The sequence below is a fragment of the Lentzea sp. CC55 genome, from assembly GCF_021056325.1.
Lineage (GTDB): Bacteria > Actinomycetota > Actinomycetes > Mycobacteriales > Pseudonocardiaceae > Lentzea > Lentzea jiangxiensis.
Genome location: NZ_JAJCXE010000009.1, coordinates 1 through 19,554 on the forward strand (window position 1 = coordinate 1; position 19,554 = coordinate 19,554).

Here is a 19,554-nt window from a genome sequence, read left to right on the forward strand (position 1 = left end):
CCGATGGCCGCCGGTGCCCCCGCGGCGGGCGGCCGCGACGACTCGCGGGAGCACAAGGCCGCGAGCTACCTGGAAGAGGACGACAACGTCTTCGGCCTGGACCGCAAGGCGGCCCCGCCGGTGATCGGTCAGTGAACGAACGCCAGTTCACGGTGAGCTCGCAGGAGTTCTTCCTGCTGTGGCAGGCCGTGCACGGCGAGGACCGCGTCGTGCCGCTCGGAACGCCCCACGTCGGGGCGACCCGGGCGGCGCGGCAGCGCCTCGTCGAGGAGAGCTCCCGGACGCTGCACGCTCGTCGTCTGGGCACGATCCAGCGTCCCGACCCCGACCTGAGGGCACTGGTCAGCGGCCTGGGCGAGTTCGACCGCGCATTGGAGATCGCGTACTTCAAAGGCACCGAACTGGCCCGCGGCATCGCCTGCGCGGGCTGGGGCGGTGCCTTCGCCGCCCGCGTGAACGACCAGGTGCACCTCTACCCGTTCCGGGCGAACGCGCTGGCCGCGGCCACGGTGTCGTCGTTGCCGGGCCTCGCGCCGGGGACCGGCCGTTCGGTCAACGTCCGCTGGGACGACTACGTGCGCGCGGGCCGGGCGGGGGAGCAGGAGGGCAAGCAGGCGTTCCTCGACGTCCTGCGCGACGCCGGCATCCGCGAGCCCGAGGCGCACAACCTGATGCGCATCGTCACGTCCCGCATCGGCGGCGGAGAGCTCGGCCTGACCGCCCGCAACCGCGACGGCGTGCCGCGCCCAACCGGTCGTTCGGTGTCGTGGCTCGACACGCGGGAGGGCCGGTACCTCCTGCGCAAGCAGGACGGCTGGCTCGTGCTGGCCCCGGCGGACGCGGCACGGCTGACCACCGCCGTCGACGAGTTGATCACCGCCGCGTAGGTCCACACCGGCGGGCTCGCGCAAGTCCGCCAATCACACATGGACGTGCGGTTGTGCCTCGATTAGACATTGGGGCATGACCGACACCGACGTCGAACTGCTGTGGCGCCCCGACCCCACGAGGGACAACGGGATGACCGCCTTCCGGACGTGGCTGCGCTCCGAACGCGGCCACGACTTCCCCGACTACGAGTCGCTGTGGGAGTGGTCCGTCTCCGACCTCGAGGGGTTCTGGGGCGCCGTGGCTTCGTACTTCGACGTCCGGTTCCACTCGGCCCCCGAGCGCGTGCTGGGCTCCGCGGACATGCCGGGCGCCCGGTGGTTCCCCGGCAGCACGCTCAACTACGCCGAGCACGCGTTGCGCCGTGGTGCCGACGACGACCTCGCCGTGATCTTCCATCGCGAAGACGGCATCGCTTCTTCTTTGACGTTCGGTGCGCTGCGTTTACGCGTGGCCGCTTTCCGGGCCGCGTTGGCCGCCCAGGGCGTCTCTCAGGGCGACCGGGTGGTGGCACTCGTCCCGAACGCCCCCGAGGCCCTGATCGCCTTCCTGGCGGCCGCCTCGCTCGGCGCCACGTGGTCGTCGTGCTCGCCGGACTTCGGCGCACGGGCCGTGGCCGACCGCTTCACCCAGATCGAGCCCGTCGTGTTCGTCGCCGTCTCCGGCTACGTCTACAACGGACGGTCGTTCGACTGCCGCCCGGTCGTCGAGGAGATCCGCTCGCAGCTGCCGGGCCTGCGCGCCACGGTCCTGATCGACTACCTCGACAACGGCGCCACCCTGCCGGACACCCTGTCGTTCTCCGAGCTGCTGGCCGCGCACGAGGGCGCTCCGCTGGAGTTCACGCCGGTGCCGTTCGACCACCCGCTGTGGGTGCTCTACTCGTCCGGCACCACGGGCCTGCCCAAGGGCATCGTCCAGGGCCACGGCGGCATCGTCCTGGAACACCTGAAGATGCTCGGCCTGCACAGCGACCTCGGCCCCGGCGACCGCTTCTTCTGGTTCACCACCACCGGCTGGATGATGTGGAACTACCTGGTGGGCGCCCTGATGGTCGGCACCACCATCGTCCTGTACGACGGCAGCCCGGCCTACCCGTCGTTGAACGCGTTATGGCACTTGGCAGAACAGCACCGCGTCACCTACTTCGGCACCTCGGCCCCGTACGTCCAGTCGTGCCTGAAGGAGGGCCTCGAGCCGTCGTCCACCTACGACCTGACGGGCCTGCGCGTCGTCGGCTCGACCGGCGCCCCCCTGACGCCGGAAGGCTTCCGCTGGATCGCCTCCGCCGTGGGCGACGACGTCCAGATCGCCTCGGTCTCCGGCGGCACCGACCTCTGCACGGCCTTCGTGGCCGCCTCCCCGGACCGCCCGGTCTGGCTCGGCGAGCTCTCCTGCCGGGCCCTGGGCGCCGCGGTCCACGCCTACGACGAAGCCGGCCGGGCCCTGGAGGACGAGGTCGGCGAACTCGTGATCACCAAGCCGATGCCGTCCATGCCGGTCTTCTTCTGGGGCGACGACGACGGCTCCCGGCTGCGCGACGCGTACTTCGACACGTACCCCGGCATCTGGCGCCACGGCGACTGGATCCGCATCACCCCGCGAGGCTCCGCGGTGATCTACGGCCGCTCCGACTCGACCCTGAACCGCGGCGGCGTCCGCATGGGCACCTCGGAGTTCTACCGCGTCGTGGAAGGCGTCGACGGCGTGGTCGACTCCCTCGTGATCGACACCTCCGGCGTCACCGAGGGCGAGCTGCTGTGCTTCGTCGTCCTCGACGGCGTCTCCCTGGCCGACGTGGAACCGTTGCTGCGCAGCGAACTCCGCTCGTCCCTGTCCCCGCGCCACGTCCCGAACCGCTTCGTGGCCGTGGCCGAGATCCCGAGGACCCTGAACGGCAAGAAGTGCGAGGTCCCGGTCAAGAAGATCCTCGCCGGCGCCGACCCCGACAAGGCCGTGAGCAGGGGCGCGCTGCGCAATCCGGAGTCCCTCAGGCCCTTCCTGGAACTCGCCTCGGAATGATCTAGGTCACTCCGTTCGCGCCGACCAGGCGTTTAACGCCCTCTTCCGGCCCTCTGAACATGCTCTGACCAGCACGTTTCGGGTTAGGAGGGGGGCGTTTTGCAAGTCGGTTGAGGACCTGTGTAACCTATGTCCCGTGGCCAAGGATGGTCCCGGGAGGCTTCGCCTAGTCTGGTCTATGGCGCCGCACTGCTAATGCGGTTTGGGGTAACCCCCCATCCCGGGTTCAAATCCCGGAGCCTCCGCAAGGCCGAGCCTCTAGGGGATCGGTTACAATTGAATAGCTTGCGCTCGTAGCTCAACGGATAGAGCATCTGACTACGGATCAGAAGGTTACAGGTTCGAATCCTGTCGAGCGCGCTCCACAAATCCCGCCGGACATCAGTCCGGCGGGATTTGTCGTGGTGGAGCGTTTTTCTCGTCCTCAGACTTCAGCAGCCGGGTGCTGGACTTGTGAGAGCGACCTCACAGTTCGCACCGCGATCGCAGCGAGCCGTCGTCTGCGCGAGTTGAAGGCATCCCAGCCCCGTGCAGCAACGGGACCCGCCGTCGCCGGATCAACCGGCCGTCCCGGGGTATCCGCCCGGATGCGCATCATGCGGGCGGACAAGCTCCCGGTCCACGAAGCCGTCACCCAGCTCCACGACAGAGCCGTCAACTACGACGTGGACGAGATCCGCGGATCCGAGTGGCACTTCGACCACCACCGGTTCGTGCTGGGCACCGACCCGCCGGGCCGTCCGCAGGAGGGCTCGGTGTGGTGGCACGCCTACAAGGAGGTGGCGGCGTACGCCTTCACGCCCGCCGAGCTGTTGCGCGCCCACTACCTGCGCGAGGCGCCGTTGCTCGGCAAGGACCTGCTGCTGGTGGGCCGGTTCGCCCTGGCGCGGTTCGTGATGGGGGTGCGGATCACCGAGACCGGGTTCGACGAGGACGGTGTGCGCTACTCGTGGGGCTGGAGCTACGAGACGCTGCAGGGGCACATCGAGCGCGGGCGGGTCGACTACCGGGTCGTCAAGGAGCTCGAGTCCGGTCTGGTGACGCTGGAGGTGAACAGCTACAACCAGGTCAACCCGCGCGCGCATCCGCTCATCAGGCTGGGCTGGTCGGTTTTCGGCCGGCGAGCGCAGCACCGGTTCTACCGGTCCGTCGGGGAGAACCTGCGTCGGCTCGCTCAGCAACCCGAGGTCACCGACACCCGGACGGGCACCGAGGACGTCGTCGAGGTGCCTCGCGGCATCGGTTCGGGCAAGGAACCGTTCTGGGCCATCGCTGTTCTCGACGGTGCGAGGGACCCCGACCGAACGCATACCGCCCCCTAGCCCGGGTACACGGCCCGGAACGGGGGACCAATGCGAGAAGAGGTCGATGGTGAAGGTTGTGATCACCGGGGCGTCGGGGAACGTCGGCACCGGTCTGGTCCGCGCTCTGGCGGCGGACAGCCCCGACCACGAGATCGTCGGCGTGTGCCGGCGTCCACCGCCGGCCGTGGCGCCGTACGACTCGGTGACGTGGCAGGCGTGCGATCTGGCGGCTGATGACGCGCCGGACGTCCTCGAGGACGTCATGCGGGGCGCCGACGCGGTGGTGCACCTGGCGTGGATGTTCCAGCCCGTCCGGGACGGGGCGCGGTTGCAGCGCACGAACTTCAAGGGCACCGCGGCGGTGCTCAGGGCGGCTCGGCGTGCCGGTGTCCCGCACGTCGTGCACGCGTCGTCGATCGCGGCCTACGGGTCCGCGCCGGCTTCGACCGTCTCCGAGGAGGCGCCGACCACGGGAATCGCCGGTTCGGCGTACGGGGAGGGCAAGTCCGAGGTCGAGGCCGAGGTGGCGCGGTTCGCCGCGGAGAACCCGGACATCGCGGTGGCGGTCGTGCGGCCCGCGCTGGTGGCCCAGGCCGGCGCCTCGGCGAGCTTCCTGGCGCTGTTCCTCGACCCGGTGGTGCCCCGGCAGGTGTTCGGCCTGATGCGTCGCGGACGGCTGCCGCTGCTGCCGTTGCCTTCGCCGCTGAGGGTGCAGCTGGTGCACGCCGACGACGTCGGTGACGCGATCGTGCGAATCCTGCACAGGCGCGCACGCGGGCCGTTCAACGTCGCCGCCGACGCGTTGGAGCTGGATGACCTCGCCGCCGCTGCCGGCGCGCGGGCCGTGCCCGTGCCCGTGCGGGCGGTGAAGGCGGTGGTCAGCGCGTTGTGGAGGCTGCGCGCCCTGCACATGTCGCCGGGGTGGTTCGACGTCGGCACGAAGTCTCCGCTCATCGACACCACCCGAGCCCGCGAGGAGCTCGGCTGGGCGCCGCGGAAGACCAGCGCGGAGTGCGCGCGCGAACAGATCGGCGGCATCGCCGACGCGACCGCGCTGCCCAGTCCCGTGCTGCGCCGCGACCGCTTCAAGACCGAGCCGACGGCCTCCGGCTCCCGGCGACGGGTGCGTCTCACGAGCCCGTGACCTCGTAAAACCAGTCGACTCCCTGCCTCGTCGAGGGAGGGCAAGGGTTCGTGGTCGCCGTGTCACGGCGGTGGCGCGCGCCGGAACGGGCGTAGCGCGAGTGGCACCGGGACCGGGCGGAGAACGACTTCGGGCTTGTGCCCGCATCGGGTGCGGGCTCGCCGGCGGCAGGTGGGAGCTGGTCGAGCCGCTCGTCGCGAAGGCGCTGCTCGTGCGGGACATCCCGACCACGGTGTACGACTTCGACTGACGCCGTTGGGGTGTCGGGAGGTGACGCGGCCACGCCCACGAGGCAGAGTGGCGGCGTGGACCAGCGGGAGATCATGCAGCGGGCGCTCGGCGTCCTCACGCTCACCTACGACGGCGCCGGGTCGAACGACTACCTGCGCATGGCCCTCAAGTCGTTGCAGGAGGGCGTGTTCAGCTACGAGGTCAAGGTCGACGGCGAGCTGAACGAGGCCGGTGCGCAGGCTCTCAAGCAGGCGATGGACCAGGTGTTGTCGCAGTTCGGGTGGTTCACCGCCGGCCTGCTGTACGCCTTCCACGGGGTGGCGCAGGCGTACGAGAACGACTACGAGGACGCCGACGTGCAGGAGATCCTGCGGCAGCTCGCTCTCAGGCTCGCCGACTGACCAGTTCCGCGCGGACGCCGTCGGAGAACGGCGTCCACGCCTCGACCGCCCACGGGCCGAAGCGCAGGTCGGTCAGGGCGACGCAGGCTGCGGAGATCTCCGGGTCGACCCACAGGAACGTGCCGGACTGGCCGAAGTGGCCGAAGGTGCGCGGGGAGAACGAGTTCCCCGTCCAGTGCGGCGATTTCGTGGAACGGATCTCGAAACCGAGACCCCAGTCGTTCGGCTTCTGCATTCCGTAGCCGGGCAGGACGCCGTTCAGGCCCGGGAAGACGACCGACGTAGCCTCGGTGACCAGCTCGGGCGAGACCAGCCGGGGGGAAAGCAGTTCCGCGGCGAAAAGTGCGAGATCGGCCGCGGAGGATTCGGCGCCGGCGCCCGCCGAGCCGACCAGGGCCGAGGATTTCATGCCCAAAGGCGCGAAAACGGCTTCGTGCAGATAAGTCGCGAACGGCATTTCGCACGCCTCGCCCACGAATGACGCCAGCACGTCGAAGCCCGCGTTCGAGTAGATGCGGCGGGTGCCGGGAGCGGCCTGCACCTCGGGCCTGTCGAACGCGTAGCCGGCGGTGTGCGCGATCAGGTGCCGCACGGTCGAGCCGGCGGGGCCGCAGGGCTGGTCCCACTCGACCGCGCCCTCCTCGACGGCGACCAGGACGGCGTACGACGTCAGCAGCTTCGTCACCGAGGCGAGCGGGAACACGCGCTCCTGGTCGCCCAGTGCGCCGACCACGCCGTCCGGGGACGACACGACGGCCACCGCCACGTTCTCGACGGGCCACGACGCTGCCACTTCGACGCTCTGCATGGGACAGACGTTAACGTCAGGGTGTGACAGTCCGGGAACTGATCGTCCTGGGAACGGCCAGCCAGGTGCCCACGCGCCAGCGCAACCACAACGGCTATCTGCTGAGGTGGGACGGCGAGGGCTTCCTGTTCGACCCGGGCGACGGCAGCCAGCGGCAGCTGCTCAGGTCGGGCGCGGCTGCGAGCGACATCACCCGGCTCTGCATCACGCACTTCCACGGCGACCACTGCCTGGGCGTCCCCGGCATCGTCCAGCGGCTGTCCCTGGACCGGGTCCCGCACACCGTCCACGCCCACTTCCCGAAGTCGGGCGCGCACTTCTTCGAACGCCTCCGGTACGCCAGCGCCTTCTACGACGCCGCGGACATCTCGGAGGAGCCGGTCGAACGCGACGGTCTCCAGGCCGAGGGGAGGTTCGGCAGGCTCGAGGCCTTCGCGCTCGACCACGGCATCGACAGCTTCGGCTACCGCCTGGTCGAGCCGGACGGCCACCGCATGCTGCCCGAGAAGCTGAGGGAACACGGCATCCAGGGCCCGGCGGTGCGCACGCTCCAGACGCAGGGCGAGCTCGACGGCGTCAGGCTGGAGGACGTCAGCGAGCCGCGGAAGGGCCAGCGGTTCGCGTTCGTCATGGACACCAGGCTCTGCGACAACGTCTACGAGCTCGCGGACAACGCCGACATGCTCGTCATCGAGTCGACGTACCTCGCGCGCGACACCAAGCTCGCCGGGGACCACGGCCACCTCACCGCCCAGCAGGCCGCCCGCGTCGCCAGGGACTGCCGGGTGCGCAAGCTGGTCCTCACGCACTTCTCCCAGCGCTACGACGACCCTGCCGAGTTCCACGCGGAGGCCGCCGCGGAGTTCGACGGCGAGATCGTCATCGCGAAGGACCTGGACCGGGTGCCGGTGCCGAAGCGCGCCACTGGTCGGTGACGATCTCGGTCAGCGAGGACGACCTCGGCTCCCAGCCCAGCGCGCGCAGCTTCGAGGCGTCGGCCCGCTGCGCGCGGACCTCGCCGGCGTGCGCGGGCTTCCAGTCGACGTGCACGGGCCGGCCGGTGACCTCCGCGACCGCCGACAGCACGTCCTGCACCGAGGCCGCGGTGGCGCCGACGTTGTAGACCGACGACGTGCCCACGGTGCAGGCCTCCAGAGCCACGACGAAAGCAGCAGCAACGTCGCGCACGTGCACGAAGTCGCGTACGGCCGTGCCGTCGCCGTAGACCTCCATGCCCGGCACGGTCCCGGCGGCGCACGCCACGGCGCGCGTGATCACCCGACTGGTGTCCGTGTCACCACCTCCAGCGACGTTGAACAAGCGGAGAGTGGTCGCGCCGATCCGTCCCGACCGCGCCGTCCACGCCACGAGGTCTTCGGCGGCTGCTTTCGAAGCGGCGTACGGGGAAGAGGGTTCGCGGACGGACTCCTCGGTCAGCGGGGCCTGTGACGGCCGGTAGACGGTGCCCGTCGAGGCGAGCAGGAACCGCTGGCCCCGCAGGGCTTTGAGCAGGTTGAGCGTCCCGCCCACGTTCGTCTCCCAGTAGGGCAGCGGGTCGAGGAACGACTCCCGGACGCGGGCCGCGGCCGCCAGGTGGATGACGGCGTCCACGTCGTGCAACTCGAACGGCTCGGAGAGGCGTTGACGGGACGGAACAGGCTCGTGGCCGTGAATCTGCAGCTCACGCACCACGGCACGACCGACATAGCCAGTGGCACCGGTCACCAGAACTCGCACGAGTTGACCCTAAAGGTCGATGTTGACTCGGCCGATAACACACGAGTGAGTTACCCCCATCGCGCTGTGCACACGAGCATCGCCGAGCTTCTGCACGACCACGCCGTGCACGAGTTCAAGCGGCAGGAGTTCCTGCGCAACGTGGCTGACATCGTGGGAGCCGCACCCGCGCCTCAGCCCGCCCCCGCCGGACTCACGGCACCGCTGCCCTCGATCAACCCCAGGCGCAGCTTCCTCAACCGGGTCGACCAGGTTCTCCGGGACGCGTCGCGCGCCCTCTGATCAGCGAGTTCGCCCGCTGATCCACCTGCCGCGGGACTCGCGCCGACAGGCCCGCCGCAAGATTCATCCGGCTGTTGCCGGACCGTGCTTCGACACACGTACCGGGTGGCTCTACGCTACGCGTCACCCGGCGATCGCCGGTCGCATCCTTCTGCTTCTCTCAAAGCGGGTTCTCGGCGATGAATCATGTTCTCGCAGCGCTCAACGAGCGCCTCGGCAGGTTGTTCGGTGACCGGCTCGTCGTGCTGGCCGGTGGCACGCGTCTGGCCAAGCGCGCCCAGGAGCTCCATACGCTCGGCGCTCGCCATACGCTCGTGCTCGATACCGACGATCATGCCCCGCTGCATGATTCCGTGATCGCCCGATGGGTCTCGCTGGGCATCAAGGGCGGCTTCGTCGCCGTCGAACAGCGCCGCCTGGGCAAGCTGCTGACCAAGCCGGGCGCCGAGGTGAGGGAGATCCTGCGGGACTTCGACGCCGACGGCGAAGCGGTCGTGATCAGCACGCCCTACAACGAGATCGGCACCTTCCAGGGCCGCCCGGTGATCAACGCCCGGCAGCACTCGTGGGTCGAGCTCGAGAACAAGACCACGATCGACGCGCTCTGGGACGAGCTCAGCGCCCGCCGCGCGCCCGCGATGGTGTTCGACCTCGACTTCGAACGCCTCTGGGGCGCCTCGGAGATCCTGGACCGCGGCGCGGGCGTCGTCTGGTCCGGTGACGGCCCGGCGATCAACGGCGGTGCCAACTTCGTGCGCCGCGTGCGGTCGTACGAGGAGGCCAAGCAGGCCTTCGACGTGCTCGCGCCCAAGTGCGAGCAGGTCCGCGTCATGCCGTTCCTGGAAGGCATTCCGGTGAGCGTGCACGGCATCGTCTTCCCCGACGGCACCGCGGTGCTGCGCCCGATCGAGATGGTCGTGCCGCGCCGCCAGGGCCAGGCCAAGTTCCTCTACGCGGGCTGCGCGTCGTACTACGACCCGCCCGTGTGGATCCGCGACGAGATGCGCAACCTGGCCCGCCGCGTCGGCGAGCACCTGCGCGAGACCGTCGGCTACCGCGGCACGTTCACGCTCGACGGCATCGCGACCGAGGACGGCTTCCTGCCGACCGAGATCAACACCCGCTACGGCGGCGCGATGGTCTGCTTCGAGGACGCCGTCCCGACGCTGCCGCTCGCGCTCGTGCAGGTCGCCCTGGTCGCCGGCTGGGACCTCGGCATCTCCTCGATGGAGTTCGAGGAGCTCGTCCTGCAGGCGGCGGACAACCACCGCGCCGGTGCCGTGGGCGCCAACGTGCGGGCCGTGCAGCCGACCGAGGTGGACGAGCGCCGGGTGATCTTCACCGGCTGGGCGTGCCGCCTCGCGCACCCCGAGGAGCCCGCGCACGCGACGCTGCGGCTCAGCCCGTCGCCGATCGGCGGCAGGCTGGACCTCGACCTGCACCGGGAGAACATGCCCGTGGGCGCTCCCGTGGCGGCGCTGACGGTCGCGGCGTTCGCGCTGGCGGACCAGGAGTGGGGGACGGGCCTCGGTGCCCTGGAGCCCGCCATCGCGGTCGAGGACAGCGTCCAGGCCGAGGAGACCTTCGAAGAGGCCGTGATCGCCTAGAGAGGCCTACCAGGCGCCCTCGTCGCCGTACGCGGAGATGAGGGCGAACCGGTAGCCCATCAGGGCGGCGGCGACCTCACGGGGCTGGTGCGCCGGGCGCACCAGCCCTTCGCCGAGCACCTTCGGCCGCGGCACGTCCGGGCCGAGCAGCTCGGGTGTTCCCTTCAGCAGCGCCACGGCGATCTCGGCGGCGTCGGCGAGCATCTCCTCGCCCGGCAGGTCCGTCATCTCCTGCATGAGCCCGTGCACGAACGCGGGCAGCCTCCCGGGCACCGCGCAGGCGAGGGCGACCAGGCACGCGACCCGTTCGGACGCGAGCGCCTCGAAGATCTTCGGCGCGCCCTGGGCGACGGCGTGCCGGGTCTGCGTCAGCCAGTCCGGTGCGGTGCGGGGCAGTTCGCGGCCGAGGGCGTTCCAGCGGCGGTGCGTGCGCCGTCCGTCCTCTGTGTACCCCTTGCCCGCCAGCGCGATGGCGGCCAGCAGGAAGACCACCCGGTCCCGCACGTCGCCGGCGACCTTGTACGAGGCCCCCAGCTCCACCAGGAACGGCACGGCGCAGAACGACGCCTCGGAGACCGTGTCGTCGGTCAGCAGCCGGTCGGCGAGCGAGCTGAACGCCTCCAGCCGGACGTCGGCGGCGGGGTCCACCAGGGAGCGCAGCAGACGGGGCACGCGACCGGCGCCACCCCGGCCGTCGTAGACCTCGCTCCAGGAAATCCTGTCGAGTCCGCGCAACGGGTCAGGCCGTTGCCAGGCACGCGGCAGCTCCATAGGCGGGAAAGGTACGGGATGTCAGGGAAAGCGCCTCGGCGCCTCGCCCGTACGATCTCGCCGTGTCCTTCTCGGTGGCCGACCTCTTCTCGGGTGCGGGCGGCATGAGCTACGGCTTCCACGCCCACCGCGACTTCCGGGTCGTCGGTGCCGCCGACGCGCAGATCGGCAAGCCCAGCTCGAAGCTCGGTTCGTTGCGCTGCAACGACACGTACCGCGCCAACATCGGCGTCGACCCGCTGGAGGTCGACCTCGCGAGGGTCTCGCCCGCGGCGTTGCGCGAGGTCTGGGGTCTGCGGCGCGGCGAACTGGACGTGCTGCTGGCGTGCCCGCCGTGCTCGGGCTTCAGCCGGATCACCTCGCAGAACCACCTGCGCGACGACCCGCGCAACTCCCTCGTGGGCCGGATCGCGGTGTACGCGCAGGAGCTGCGCCCGAAGGTCGTGCTGATGGAGAACGCCCGCGAGCTCGTCAAGGGCAAGCAGCGCCACCACTTCGACAGCCTCGCCGAAGAACTCACCCGAATCGGTTACAAGGTCTGGGGCGGCACGCACATGCTGTCCCGGTTCGGCCTGCCGCAGCTGCGCGAGCGGACGCTGATGGTCGCCGTCGACGGAGGGCTGCCGCTGCTCACGCTCGACGACCTGTGGGAGGGCAGGGTCGTCCGCCCGTCCGCCATCACGGTCCGGCGCGCGATCGGCAAGCTCCCGGTCGTGGAGCCCGGGGCCGCGGACCCGGACGACCCCATTCACGTCTCGCCGACTTTCTCGCAGGACCGCAGTCTCGAAAGAATGCGCGCCATTCCGGCAAATGGCGGATCGTGGGCTGATCTGCTCCGGTCACCGGAGACGGCCCGGTTGCTGAACCCCGCGCAACGCAAGATCGTCGAGCAGCAGAACTGGGGTTCGCACCCGGACGTCTACGGCCGGATGTGGTGGGACGAACCGGCCAGGACGATCAAGAGGGAATGCGGTCACGTCGGGAACGGGCGCTATGCCCACCCGGTCCAGCACCGGCTCTGCACCGTGCGCGAGATGGCGCTCCTGCAAGGGTTTCCACGCCAGTTCAGGTTCGACGTCTCGATTCTCGGGAACGCGTACCGGCACGTGGGCGACGCCGTTCCGCCGCTGATCGCCTACCAGCTGGCCGGACTCACGCGGTGGATTCTCACCGGTGACCGCCCCGAGCCGCGGGACATGTGCCTGCGCGGCACTTCACTGCGTCCGGGAGACATTCGTCCGGCAGAAGTTGTGGAATTGGTTGCCTGAGCGTTGAACCGCTCGTGGCGTTCATCCGTAGCGGGACGCGTGGACAGATAACTGTTCGGCAACGAATTTAACGTCACCTGACGGAATGAATGCATCGCAGCCCTATCCACTGTGGACACCCTGAGTGTGTTTGCGCTGTTCACGGTGGGTGTTGTGGGACTCCATACCTCACCCGTACGTGTGTCACCCCATCGGATAACGTCCCGCTCGCTTCCTGTCGGTTCAGTGTCGACGTCCGACGTGCCGACCGCCCCGACGGATGACTGACTTCCCGCCGCGTTCGGGCTAACTTCAGTGAGCAAGGAGACCCATGGCTTCCCGGTTGAGGATGGGCGCGGCGCTGCTCGGCGCCACCGCCCTTCTGTCGTTCTCGGCCCTTCCGGCCCACGCTGACGTGATCATCAAGCCGGACCGCGGCGGCCAGGAGGACGGCCACGACGTCCACCTCATCAACGGCGACCACCACCACCGCCAGAACACCGCGGTGATCAAGCTGCGCATCGAGGACGACGCCGAGCGTTCGAACGTCCTCACCTACTGCGTGGAGCTGCCGACGCCGCTCGAGGACCGGGACGCCCTCAAGGAGGTGCCGTGGGACAAGCACCCGAACCCGAAGACCAAGTTCAAGGTCAACGCGGGCAAGGTCCTGTGGATCCTCACGAACTCCTACCCCGGACAGCCCATGGACAAGGTCCAGGCGAAGTTCGGCAAGCAGTTCGACAAGAAGGAGACGATCGCCGCCACGCAGGCCGCGATCTGGCACTTCACCGATGAGGCCGAGCTCGACAGCAACAAGACGAACGCCGACGTCGTCAAGCTGTACGAGCGCCTGGTGAAGGACGCCGCGGCGAACGAGATCAAGGAGCAGCCGAAGCCGACGCTGGAGATCGAGCCCGCCTCGAAGTCCGGCAAGTCCGGCGAGAAGATCGGCCCGTTCAAGGTCACGACCACGGCTTCCGAGGTCAAGCTGACCGCGAACCTCCCCGAGGGCGTCACCCTCACCGACAAGGACGGCACGCCGCTCGCCCTGCAGAAGCAGGGTGACAAGGTCGCCGCCAAGTCCACGGGCGACAAGGTCTCCGAGTTCTTCGTGAACGTCCCGGAGAAGGCCCCGGCCGGCAACGCCGCGATCAAGCTCTCGGCCGAGGCCGAGCTCGCGATCGGCCGCCTGTTCGTCGCGCACAACAAGGACAAGGAAGACGTGGCGCAGTCGCTCGTCGTCGCGCAGCCGCAGAAGGCCAAGGTCGAGAAGGAGGCCAAGGCCGACTGGAAGGCCGGCGTCGTGCCGACCACCACGACCACGGCTCCGACCACGACCACGGCCCCGACCACCACCACGGCGCCGGAGACCACCACTCCGAGCACCACCTCCACCACGCCGGCCGCCCCGGCTCCCGGTGGTGGCGAGGACCTCGCCCAGACCGGTGCGTCGATCCTGTGGCCGCTCATCGGCGGTCTGGTCCTCGTCGGCGGCGGTGCGGCTGCGCTGTTCGCGGTCCGTCGCAAGAAGGCCGGCGCCTGATCTGAGGTAGCCGCCACCCAGACGAACGCCCCCTGGTTCCGCGCCGGAGCAGGGGGCGTTTGCCTTGTCCGGACCCGGTCAGCGGCGGCTGGTGCCCGCCACGCTGATGTCGCCGTCGGCGATGGCCACGTCCCGGTCGGACGACGCTCCGGAGAAGATCGCGCGGGCCGGGTCGCGGAAGTTCTCCACGACCTCGACGCGCTGCACCGGCTTGGCCGTCGGGATGACGGTCTCCGGCGTCCAGTGGCGACCGAACCGCACCAGGTAGGTGTTCACGTTCGGCTTGCCGTCCTCGGTCGCGTACACGCGCCAGGTGATCGGGTCGACCGGTTCGGCCTCACGGGTGCGCAGACCCCGTGCGACCTCCTTGGTCTCCCACGCGCGACCGTTCCACGTGGACAGGTGGTTGCGCAGCGGCCCGCCCGCCTCGTCGCCCGTGAACCACAGCACGAACGGCTTGCCCAGCGTCGTGCCCACCTGCTGGATGTAGTCCGGGGACTTCACGCCGTTCGGCACGGTCAGCGGGGTCTCGGCGACCTTGAGGTGCGCCTCCTGGTCGGCGTCGTCGACCTGGGTGCCCAGATCGCGGCCGGACGCCGAGTGGAAGTGCCGGGTCCGCGGGTCGAACCACGTGTAGTAGATGTTGCGGTGGTACCGGTCGTGCTTGTTGCCCTCGGGACCGCCGCCCGCGAGCGTGTAGACGATCCGCACGCGGCCGTCGTCCTCCTGGCGGAGCTGGCCGATGTAGATCTCGTTCATGTTGTCCGCGCGCGAGGTCGACCCGATCGCGAACCGGTCACCGGTCAGTTCGGTGGAGGTTTTCCACGTCCTGCCGTTGTCGTTCGACACGACGTACAGCATCGGACGCGTGTCCGTGGGCGTCGTGCCGTCGAGGTCGCGGGTCGTCTCCCGGTAGAAGACGTAGATCGTGCCGTCGCGCGTGACGAACGGCATCGGGTACGTGGCCGCGTTCTTCGAGATCAGCGTCTCTTCCCAGACGCCGTCCGCAGAGTGGGGCTCCGGCGAACGGGACATGCGCAGCTCGACGTTGTGCATGCCGCGGAAGACCAGCAGGTGCCCGTCGCGGGCCTGGACCACGGTCGGGTAGTTGTGCGCGTCGGAGTCGCCGTCGGCGATCCGGTTGGGCGCGGACCAAGCGGACTCGCGGTGGTCGTACGTCTGGACGTAGCTGTCCTCGTGCCGACCGGCCCACGAGATGAAGGTCTTCCCGGCCTTGCGGTCGTGCACCCCGCCGGCGACGGGCCGCCGGTCACTGCGAGCGGCGACGTTCGTGGCCGTGGTCGTCACCGTGAACTCCGCTTTCCCCCGCGAACCGGCCGTGGCGTTGGCCGGGGGGACAGCGACGAGCGGCAACAGCAGCACTGCGGACATAACTCCACGCAGGAGCCGTGTCATCGACTTCCTCCTGGTTCTGACCGCGTCGGCGGCCGACCCAGGCGGCGGCAGGGCACATCTTCGTCGTCGCCGAGCCGGCCTGTCCAGGCGGAAGAAGCGTGATCGCGGCTATCACCACGCGGGGCCTGCTCGGGTACCCTGCGTCAGGGACGAAGGAGCACCACATGAACTTCGACGAGATCAAGAGCAAGGCCATGGACCTCGCCGAGCAGCACCACGAGCAGGTCGACAAGGGCGTGGACGCCGCGGCGGACTTCCTCGCGGGCAAGTTCGGTCACGAAGAGCAGGTCGACTCGGTAGCCCAGAAGCTCAAGGACATCCTTCCAGGTGGATGAGTGAACTCCTCCAACGCCACTGACGCCGGGCGGGTCACCTCCGGGGAGACCCGCTCCACTTCTGCCCGCAAGCCGGAGATGTTCACCTGGCAGGGCATCCACGAGCCGCGGCTCGAGCAGGTCCGCCTGCTCATGTCGAGCGACCAGCGCCTGCGCGCCTCCGGTCGTCTCGTCGCCGCCGGCCCCGACGAGCAGTTCAACGCCTCGTTCGAGGTGTCCGTCGGCGAGAGCGGCCAGGTCACCAGGCTGCTCCTGCGCACGGCCACCGTGCTGGAGGAGCGCCAGTGCTCCCTCTCCCGCACCGAGGACGGCGCCTGGCTCGTCGACCACGGCCAGGGCAGCAAGCGCGAGACGTTCAACGACGCCCTCGACGTCGACGTCCAGTTCGCCGTGCTGTTCAACGCCATCCCGATCCGCCGCCTGGGCCTGCACCGCGAACCGGGCGAGCACGCCCTGCCCGTGGTCCGGGTGTCGCTGCCCGACCTGTCCGTCCGCGCCGTCACCCAGACGTACAAGACGGTGTCCGTGGCCGACGACGTCTCGGTCGTGCGGTTCAAGAGCGGCGGCTTCGAGCAGAACATCAAGGTCGACGCCAACGGGTTGGTCGTCGAGTACCCGCTGATCTCGAAGCGGATTTAGAGCCCGTCCAAGAAGTACTTCCTTCGTGGCGAGTCCCCGTCCGGCGGTGGAAGCGACCTGGCGCGGCCCTCTAGCGTCCGACCATGCCGAAACGGTTCTCGAGCGTGGTCGGCCGCTCGTTCGGTGATGGCGTCCGCGATGCCATCCAGTCCACCGGGATGACGCAGCGGCGGATCGCGGAGCTGCTCGACTGGGAAGAGGCCAAGGTCTCGGACCTGGTCAAGGGCAAGGGCGGGGTCACCGAGGTCGAGGTGGCGACGCTGCTCGGCCTGTGCCGGACGGAAGCGGGGGAGCTCCGGCGGTTGCTCGCGCTGTTCAAGGAGACGCGCGAGAAGGGCTTCCTCCAGTTCTACGAAGCCGGACTGCCAGGCCAGATCTGCACCTTGGCCGAGCAGGAGCGCCTCGCCACCAAGATCTTCGTGTGGTCGGCGACCTTGGTTCCCGGCCTGCTGCAGATCGATCCGTACATCCGCGCCGTCGTGGCGGCCACCCCGCTGGTGAAACCGGACTACCTCGATGAGGTGGTCGCGGCGAAGGCCGGGCGGAGATCTGTCTTCCACCGCAGCCGTGAGTTCACCTTCTACATCCACGAACAGGCGCTTCGGCTTCCGGTCGGCGGCCCTGCCGTGATGAGGGAGCAGCTGCGCCACCTGCTCGCGATGCTGGTGCGTCCCTACGTGACCATGCGGGTCGTGCCAACCAGGATCGGTGCGCACGGCGGCCTCGGCGGTTCGTTCACGCAGCTGAGGTACGAGAAGCACGAGCCAGCGGTGTTCGCGGAGACCGCCGATCCGGGCCTGGTCGTCGAGGACAAGGGTTCCGTCGCCGCTTACGACCTCGTGCTGGCGCAGCTTTCCCGGGAAGCCCTGGACGAGGTCGAGTCTCGGGAGTTGATCGCCGACCTTTTGGCGTGAGCCGAACTGTCAGACCTGCTTGAGACGATTGGAGTGGGGGCGCGCGTCCCCCTGGGGGCCGTCCAGCCTGTATCGATTCCGGGCCAAGCACGCGCCGACCGCCCCTGCCGGTGGCGGCAAAGGACGGCCGGCGATGCACCGATCGAGCTAGAGCATTTCTCCCAGCACCTCCGGGTCGATCAGGATCGGCGCCGGCCGGTACGCGGGCGGCTCGACCCCCATCAGCGTGCGGACCAGGAAGTCCCAGGCCTTGGTGCGCACGTACGTCATCCGGTCGATGAACAGGTGCTCGCACCCCGGCACGACCACCACCTCGCAGTCCTTGCCGGCCGCGATCACCGCGTCCGCCAGTGCCAGCGAGTGGTCCGGGTGCACGGTGTCGTCCAGCTCGCCGTGCACCAGCAGGAGCTTGCCCCGCAGCTGGTCCGCGATCTCGACGTTCGAGGCGCGCTGCCAGGCCTCCGGGTTGTCGGCGCCGTCGACGTTCTCCGCCCAGCCGAGGCCGATGTACCGGGCGTCGTGCGAACCTGACAGGGCGACGCCGGCGCGGTAGGTCTCCGGGAAGGCGAGCACCGCCCGTCCTGCCGCGAAGCCACCGCCGGAGTGGCCCATCACGCCCACTCGTCCCAGGTCCATCCACGGCCGTGACGACGCCAGCTGGTGCAGTGCCGCCACGTGGTCGACCAGGCCGCCCGCGTCGGCGAGGTTTCCCGCGAGGAACTCCGCCGAACGGCCCGGGGTGCCGCGTCCGTCGAGGGCCACCACGACGAAACCGAGTGCTGCCAACGGTTCCGCGTCGAGGCCCATGCCGCCGGGGTCGAAGCACGGGTCGACCCTCGTGACCTGCGGGCCGGGGTAGACGTTGTCCACCACGGGATAGCGTGAAGACGGGTCGAAGTCGTGTGGCTTGTAGAGCACGCCGTAGACGTCCGTGACGCCGTCGGCCGCCTTGACGCGGAAGCGTTCCGGCGCGGTCCAGCCCGTCGCGACCAGACGGCTGATGTCGGCAACTTCCAGTGACACCAGCACTTCGCCCGTCCACGAACGCACGGTCGTCACCGGAGGGGTGTCCACAGTGGATGCCGAGTCGACGAAGTACGAGCCGCACGGGGACACCGTGACGACGTGGTCCGAGGAGTCGTCCGTGACGACGGTGAAACCGGTGCCGTCCAAAGAAACCCGGCAGACGGTGCGGCGGTACGGGTCCTCGGCCACCAAGCCCGACGCGGTGAAGTGGACGACCCCGTCGGCGACGTGCAGGATTTCGCGGACCAGCCACTCGCCCGACGTGACCTGGCCCAGCGACTCGCCGGTGTGCAGGTCGTAGCGGTAGAGGTGACCCCAGCCGTCGCGTTGCGAGAACCACAGCACCTCGTCACCGACGACCCGCACCAGCGGCGGGCCGTACATGAACTGGTTGGGGCTCGTGCGGCCCGTTCCCGTCTCGGTCACCACGACGCGCACCTCGCCCGTGACGGAGTCCATGCGGTTCAACGTCAGGGTGCGCTGGTCGCGGGGGCGGGACAGGAAGTAGACGGCCGTGCTGTCCTCCGACCACCACGCCCAGCCCGCCGTGACCGGCGAGAACTCCGGCATCAGCAGCGGTTCGGCCGCCGCGAAGACCGTCGTGCCGGCCTCCACGTCGAACACGACCAGTTCGGCGAGCGGCACGGAGGGGTCGCCGGGGTAGGCGTAGTGCTGGGTGTGGGTGACCGGGCCGCCGCCACCGGCCGGGCGTGACTCGACCAGGTGGGTCTTGCGGACGTCGCGCTGGTCGGTGCGGTGGGCGAGGACCTTGGACGAGTCCGGGGACCACGCCAGGGCGGGCGGCAGGTGCGGCAGACCGAACTTGCGCATCAGCGTGCCGTAGCTCGTGGAGTCCGGGCCGTAGCCGTAGCCCAGGCCGGGAACGCCGTCGGTGGTCAGCGCCCACTCGCGGTCGCCGGAACGTGCCCACAGGTCGTGACCTCGGCGGGAGACGGCGGCCTCGCCGTCCGGCGACGCGACCTCCAGGGGGTTGCCCGGTGCCGCGATGAACGGCGTCGGGTCGAAGTCCGGCGTGCGGGTGCCCGCGGCCGGGTCGACCACCACGAACCGGCGGGAAGCGCCGTCGCGGACCTGGTACCAGAACCGGCGGCCGTCCTCGATCCACTGTGGACGGACCCGGTCGCCGACGACGAGCTCGCCGGGGGCGGCGGGGCGGCGGAGGAGTTGTTCTGCGGCTCGGTAAGCGGCGTCGGTGGTCATGGTGGTCTCCCCAGAGGT

20 protein-coding genes and 2 tRNA genes are annotated in these 19,554 nt (G+C 69.7%); 16 read left to right on the top strand and 6 right to left on the bottom strand.

What is annotated here, in order from left to right; translation table 11 throughout:
* The first annotated feature begins 131 nt into the window (after positions 1-131).
* The 8 genes from L6E10_RS06470 (at position 132) to L6E10_RS06505 (ending at position 5,990) form a co-directional block, all read left to right on the top strand.
* Positions 132-887, top strand: coding sequence for an ESX secretion-associated protein EspG (locus L6E10_RS06470; protein WP_236217773.1), 756 nt, complete (start codon positions 132-134; stop codon positions 885-887).
* 76 nt (positions 888-963) lie between these two features.
* Positions 964-2,910 carry an acetoacetate--CoA ligase gene (locus L6E10_RS06475; protein ID WP_236217776.1) on the top strand — a complete coding sequence of 649 codons (1,947 nt, stop codon included), beginning with the start codon at positions 964-966 and terminating at the stop codon, positions 2,908-2,910.
* Between the two features lie 155 nt (positions 2,911-3,065).
* Positions 3,066-3,155 (top strand) — tRNA-Ser (locus tag L6E10_RS06480).
* A gap of 42 nt (positions 3,156-3,197) precedes the next feature.
* Positions 3,198-3,270, top strand: a tRNA-Arg gene (locus tag L6E10_RS06485).
* A 227-nt stretch (positions 3,271-3,497) separates the two neighbouring features.
* On the top strand, positions 3,498-4,232 hold the full coding sequence (locus tag L6E10_RS06490) for a DUF1990 family protein (RefSeq protein WP_236217778.1): 735 nt from the start codon (positions 3,498-3,500) through the stop codon (positions 4,230-4,232).
* A 46-nt stretch (positions 4,233-4,278) separates the two neighbouring features.
* Positions 4,279-5,358 (top strand): NAD-dependent epimerase/dehydratase family protein, encoded by a 1,080-nt coding sequence (locus L6E10_RS06495; RefSeq protein WP_236217780.1) that lies wholly within the window; start codon positions 4,279-4,281, stop codon positions 5,356-5,358.
* 100 nt (positions 5,359-5,458) lie between these two features.
* Complete coding sequence (locus L6E10_RS06500; RefSeq protein WP_236217782.1) at positions 5,459-5,608, top strand: hypothetical protein; 150 nt, start codon at positions 5,459-5,461, stop codon at positions 5,606-5,608.
* A 55-nt stretch (positions 5,609-5,663) separates the two neighbouring features.
* On the top strand, positions 5,664-5,990 hold the full coding sequence (locus tag L6E10_RS06505) for a hypothetical protein (protein WP_090097679.1): 327 nt from the start codon (positions 5,664-5,666) through the stop codon (positions 5,988-5,990).
* Here the strand turns inward: L6E10_RS06505 and L6E10_RS06510 are convergent.
* Complete coding sequence (locus tag L6E10_RS06510; protein ID WP_236217784.1) at positions 5,974-6,798, bottom strand: serine hydrolase; 825 nt, start codon at positions 6,796-6,798, stop codon at positions 5,974-5,976. The two genes, L6E10_RS06505 and L6E10_RS06510, sit on opposite strands and share 17 nt — an antisense overlap.
* Before the next feature lie 23 nt (positions 6,799-6,821).
* Here L6E10_RS06510 and L6E10_RS06515 point away from each other — a divergent pair, with 23 nt between their 5' ends.
* Positions 6,822-7,733, top strand: a complete 912-nt coding sequence (locus L6E10_RS06515) for a ribonuclease Z (protein ID WP_236217786.1) — start codon at positions 6,822-6,824, stop codon at positions 7,731-7,733.
* Here L6E10_RS06515 and L6E10_RS06520 read toward each other — a convergent pair.
* Entirely contained in the window at positions 7,678-8,535 is an 858-nt protein-coding gene (locus L6E10_RS06520) for an NAD-dependent epimerase/dehydratase family protein (protein ID WP_236217788.1), read from the bottom strand. The genes L6E10_RS06515 and L6E10_RS06520 overlap by 56 nt on opposite strands.
* Positions 8,536-8,601: 66 nt before the next feature.
* Between L6E10_RS06520 and L6E10_RS06525 the strand changes: the two genes are divergently transcribed.
* A complete protein-coding gene (locus L6E10_RS06525; protein WP_236217790.1) occupies positions 8,602-8,817 on the top strand; it encodes a hypothetical protein in 216 nt (71 codons plus the stop codon).
* Between the two features lie 116 nt (positions 8,818-8,933).
* Here L6E10_RS06525 and L6E10_RS06530 read toward each other — a convergent pair whose 3' ends face one another.
* Complete coding sequence (locus tag L6E10_RS06530) at positions 8,934-9,152, bottom strand: hypothetical protein (RefSeq protein ID WP_236217792.1); 219 nt, start codon at positions 9,150-9,152, stop codon at positions 8,934-8,936.
* An 18-nt stretch (positions 9,153-9,170) separates the two neighbouring features.
* Between L6E10_RS06530 and L6E10_RS06535 the strand changes: the two genes are divergently transcribed.
* A complete protein-coding gene (locus L6E10_RS06535) occupies positions 9,171-10,424 on the top strand; it encodes a hypothetical protein (RefSeq protein ID WP_236217793.1) in 1,254 nt (417 codons plus the stop codon).
* A gap of 6 nt (positions 10,425-10,430) precedes the next feature.
* On the opposite strand, the gene L6E10_RS06540 is transcribed toward L6E10_RS06535, so the two are convergent.
* On the bottom strand, positions 10,431-11,195 hold the full coding sequence (locus L6E10_RS06540; protein ID WP_236217795.1) for a hypothetical protein: 765 nt from the start codon (positions 11,193-11,195) through the stop codon (positions 10,431-10,433).
* 62 nt (positions 11,196-11,257) lie between these two features.
* On the opposite strand from L6E10_RS06540, the gene L6E10_RS06545 reads away from it, so the two are divergent.
* Together L6E10_RS06545 and L6E10_RS06550 are read left to right on the top strand one after the other, a co-directional pair.
* Complete coding sequence (locus L6E10_RS06545; RefSeq protein WP_236217796.1) at positions 11,258-12,463, top strand: DNA cytosine methyltransferase; 1,206 nt, start codon at positions 11,258-11,260, stop codon at positions 12,461-12,463.
* 310 nt (positions 12,464-12,773) lie between these two features.
* Complete coding sequence (locus L6E10_RS06550; protein ID WP_236217798.1) at positions 12,774-13,985, top strand: thioester domain-containing protein; 1,212 nt, start codon at positions 12,774-12,776, stop codon at positions 13,983-13,985.
* A gap of 78 nt (positions 13,986-14,063) precedes the next feature.
* Here the strand turns inward: L6E10_RS06550 and L6E10_RS06555 are convergent, their stop codons facing one another.
* Positions 14,064-15,377, bottom strand: a complete 1,314-nt coding sequence (locus L6E10_RS06555) for a BNR-4 repeat-containing protein (RefSeq protein ID WP_236217800.1) — start codon at positions 15,375-15,377, stop codon at positions 14,064-14,066.
* A 188-nt stretch (positions 15,378-15,565) separates the two neighbouring features.
* Here L6E10_RS06555 and L6E10_RS06560 point away from each other — a divergent pair, with 188 nt between their 5' ends.
* From L6E10_RS06560 to L6E10_RS06570, 3 genes are all read left to right on the top strand, one after another.
* Complete coding sequence (locus tag L6E10_RS06560) at positions 15,566-15,736, top strand: antitoxin (RefSeq protein WP_236217802.1); 171 nt, start codon at positions 15,566-15,568, stop codon at positions 15,734-15,736.
* Positions 15,737-16,375: a putative glycolipid-binding domain-containing protein gene (locus L6E10_RS06565; RefSeq protein WP_236217804.1), complete on the top strand. Its 639-nt coding sequence runs from the start codon at positions 15,737-15,739 to the stop codon at positions 16,373-16,375.
* Between the two features lie 83 nt (positions 16,376-16,458).
* On the top strand, positions 16,459-17,289 hold the full coding sequence (locus L6E10_RS06570; protein ID WP_236217806.1) for a DUF5753 domain-containing protein: 831 nt from the start codon (positions 16,459-16,461) through the stop codon (positions 17,287-17,289).
* A gap of 147 nt (positions 17,290-17,436) precedes the next feature.
* On the opposite strand, the gene L6E10_RS06575 is transcribed toward L6E10_RS06570, so the two are convergent.
* Positions 17,437-19,536: a DPP IV N-terminal domain-containing protein gene (locus L6E10_RS06575; protein WP_236217809.1), complete on the bottom strand. Its 2,100-nt coding sequence runs from the start codon at positions 19,534-19,536 to the stop codon at positions 17,437-17,439.
* Between the last annotated feature and the right edge of the window lie 18 nt (positions 19,537-19,554).

Coding starts and splice junctions, on each gene's coding strand:
- L6E10_RS06575 (WP_236217809.1), bottom strand. CDS start 19,536: ATGACCACCGACGCCGCTTACCGAGCCGCAGAACAACTCCTCCGCCGC.
- L6E10_RS06555 (WP_236217800.1), bottom strand. CDS start 15,377: ATGTCCGCAGTGCTGCTGTTGCCGCTCGTCGCTGTCCCCCCGGCCAAC.
- L6E10_RS06550 (WP_236217798.1), top strand. CDS start 12,774: ATGGCTTCCCGGTTGAGGATGGGCGCGGCGCTGCTCGGCGCCACCGCC.
- L6E10_RS06530 (WP_236217792.1), bottom strand. CDS start 9,152: ATGATCGTCGGTATCGAGCACGAGCGTATGGCGAGCGCCGAGCGTATG.
- L6E10_RS06540 (WP_236217795.1), bottom strand. CDS start 11,195: ATGGAGCTGCCGCGTGCCTGGCAACGGCCTGACCCGTTGCGCGGACTC.
- L6E10_RS06490 (WP_236217778.1), top strand. CDS start 3,498: ATGCGCATCATGCGGGCGGACAAGCTCCCGGTCCACGAAGCCGTCACC.
- L6E10_RS06495 (WP_236217780.1), top strand. CDS start 4,279: ATGGTGAAGGTTGTGATCACCGGGGCGTCGGGGAACGTCGGCACCGGT.
- L6E10_RS06510 (WP_236217784.1), bottom strand. CDS start 6,798: ATGCAGAGCGTCGAAGTGGCAGCGTCGTGGCCCGTCGAGAACGTGGCG.
- L6E10_RS06570 (WP_236217806.1), top strand. CDS start 16,459: ATGCCGAAACGGTTCTCGAGCGTGGTCGGCCGCTCGTTCGGTGATGGC.
- L6E10_RS06560 (WP_236217802.1), top strand. CDS start 15,566: ATGAACTTCGACGAGATCAAGAGCAAGGCCATGGACCTCGCCGAGCAG.
- L6E10_RS06475 (WP_236217776.1), top strand. CDS start 964: ATGACCGACACCGACGTCGAACTGCTGTGGCGCCCCGACCCCACGAGG.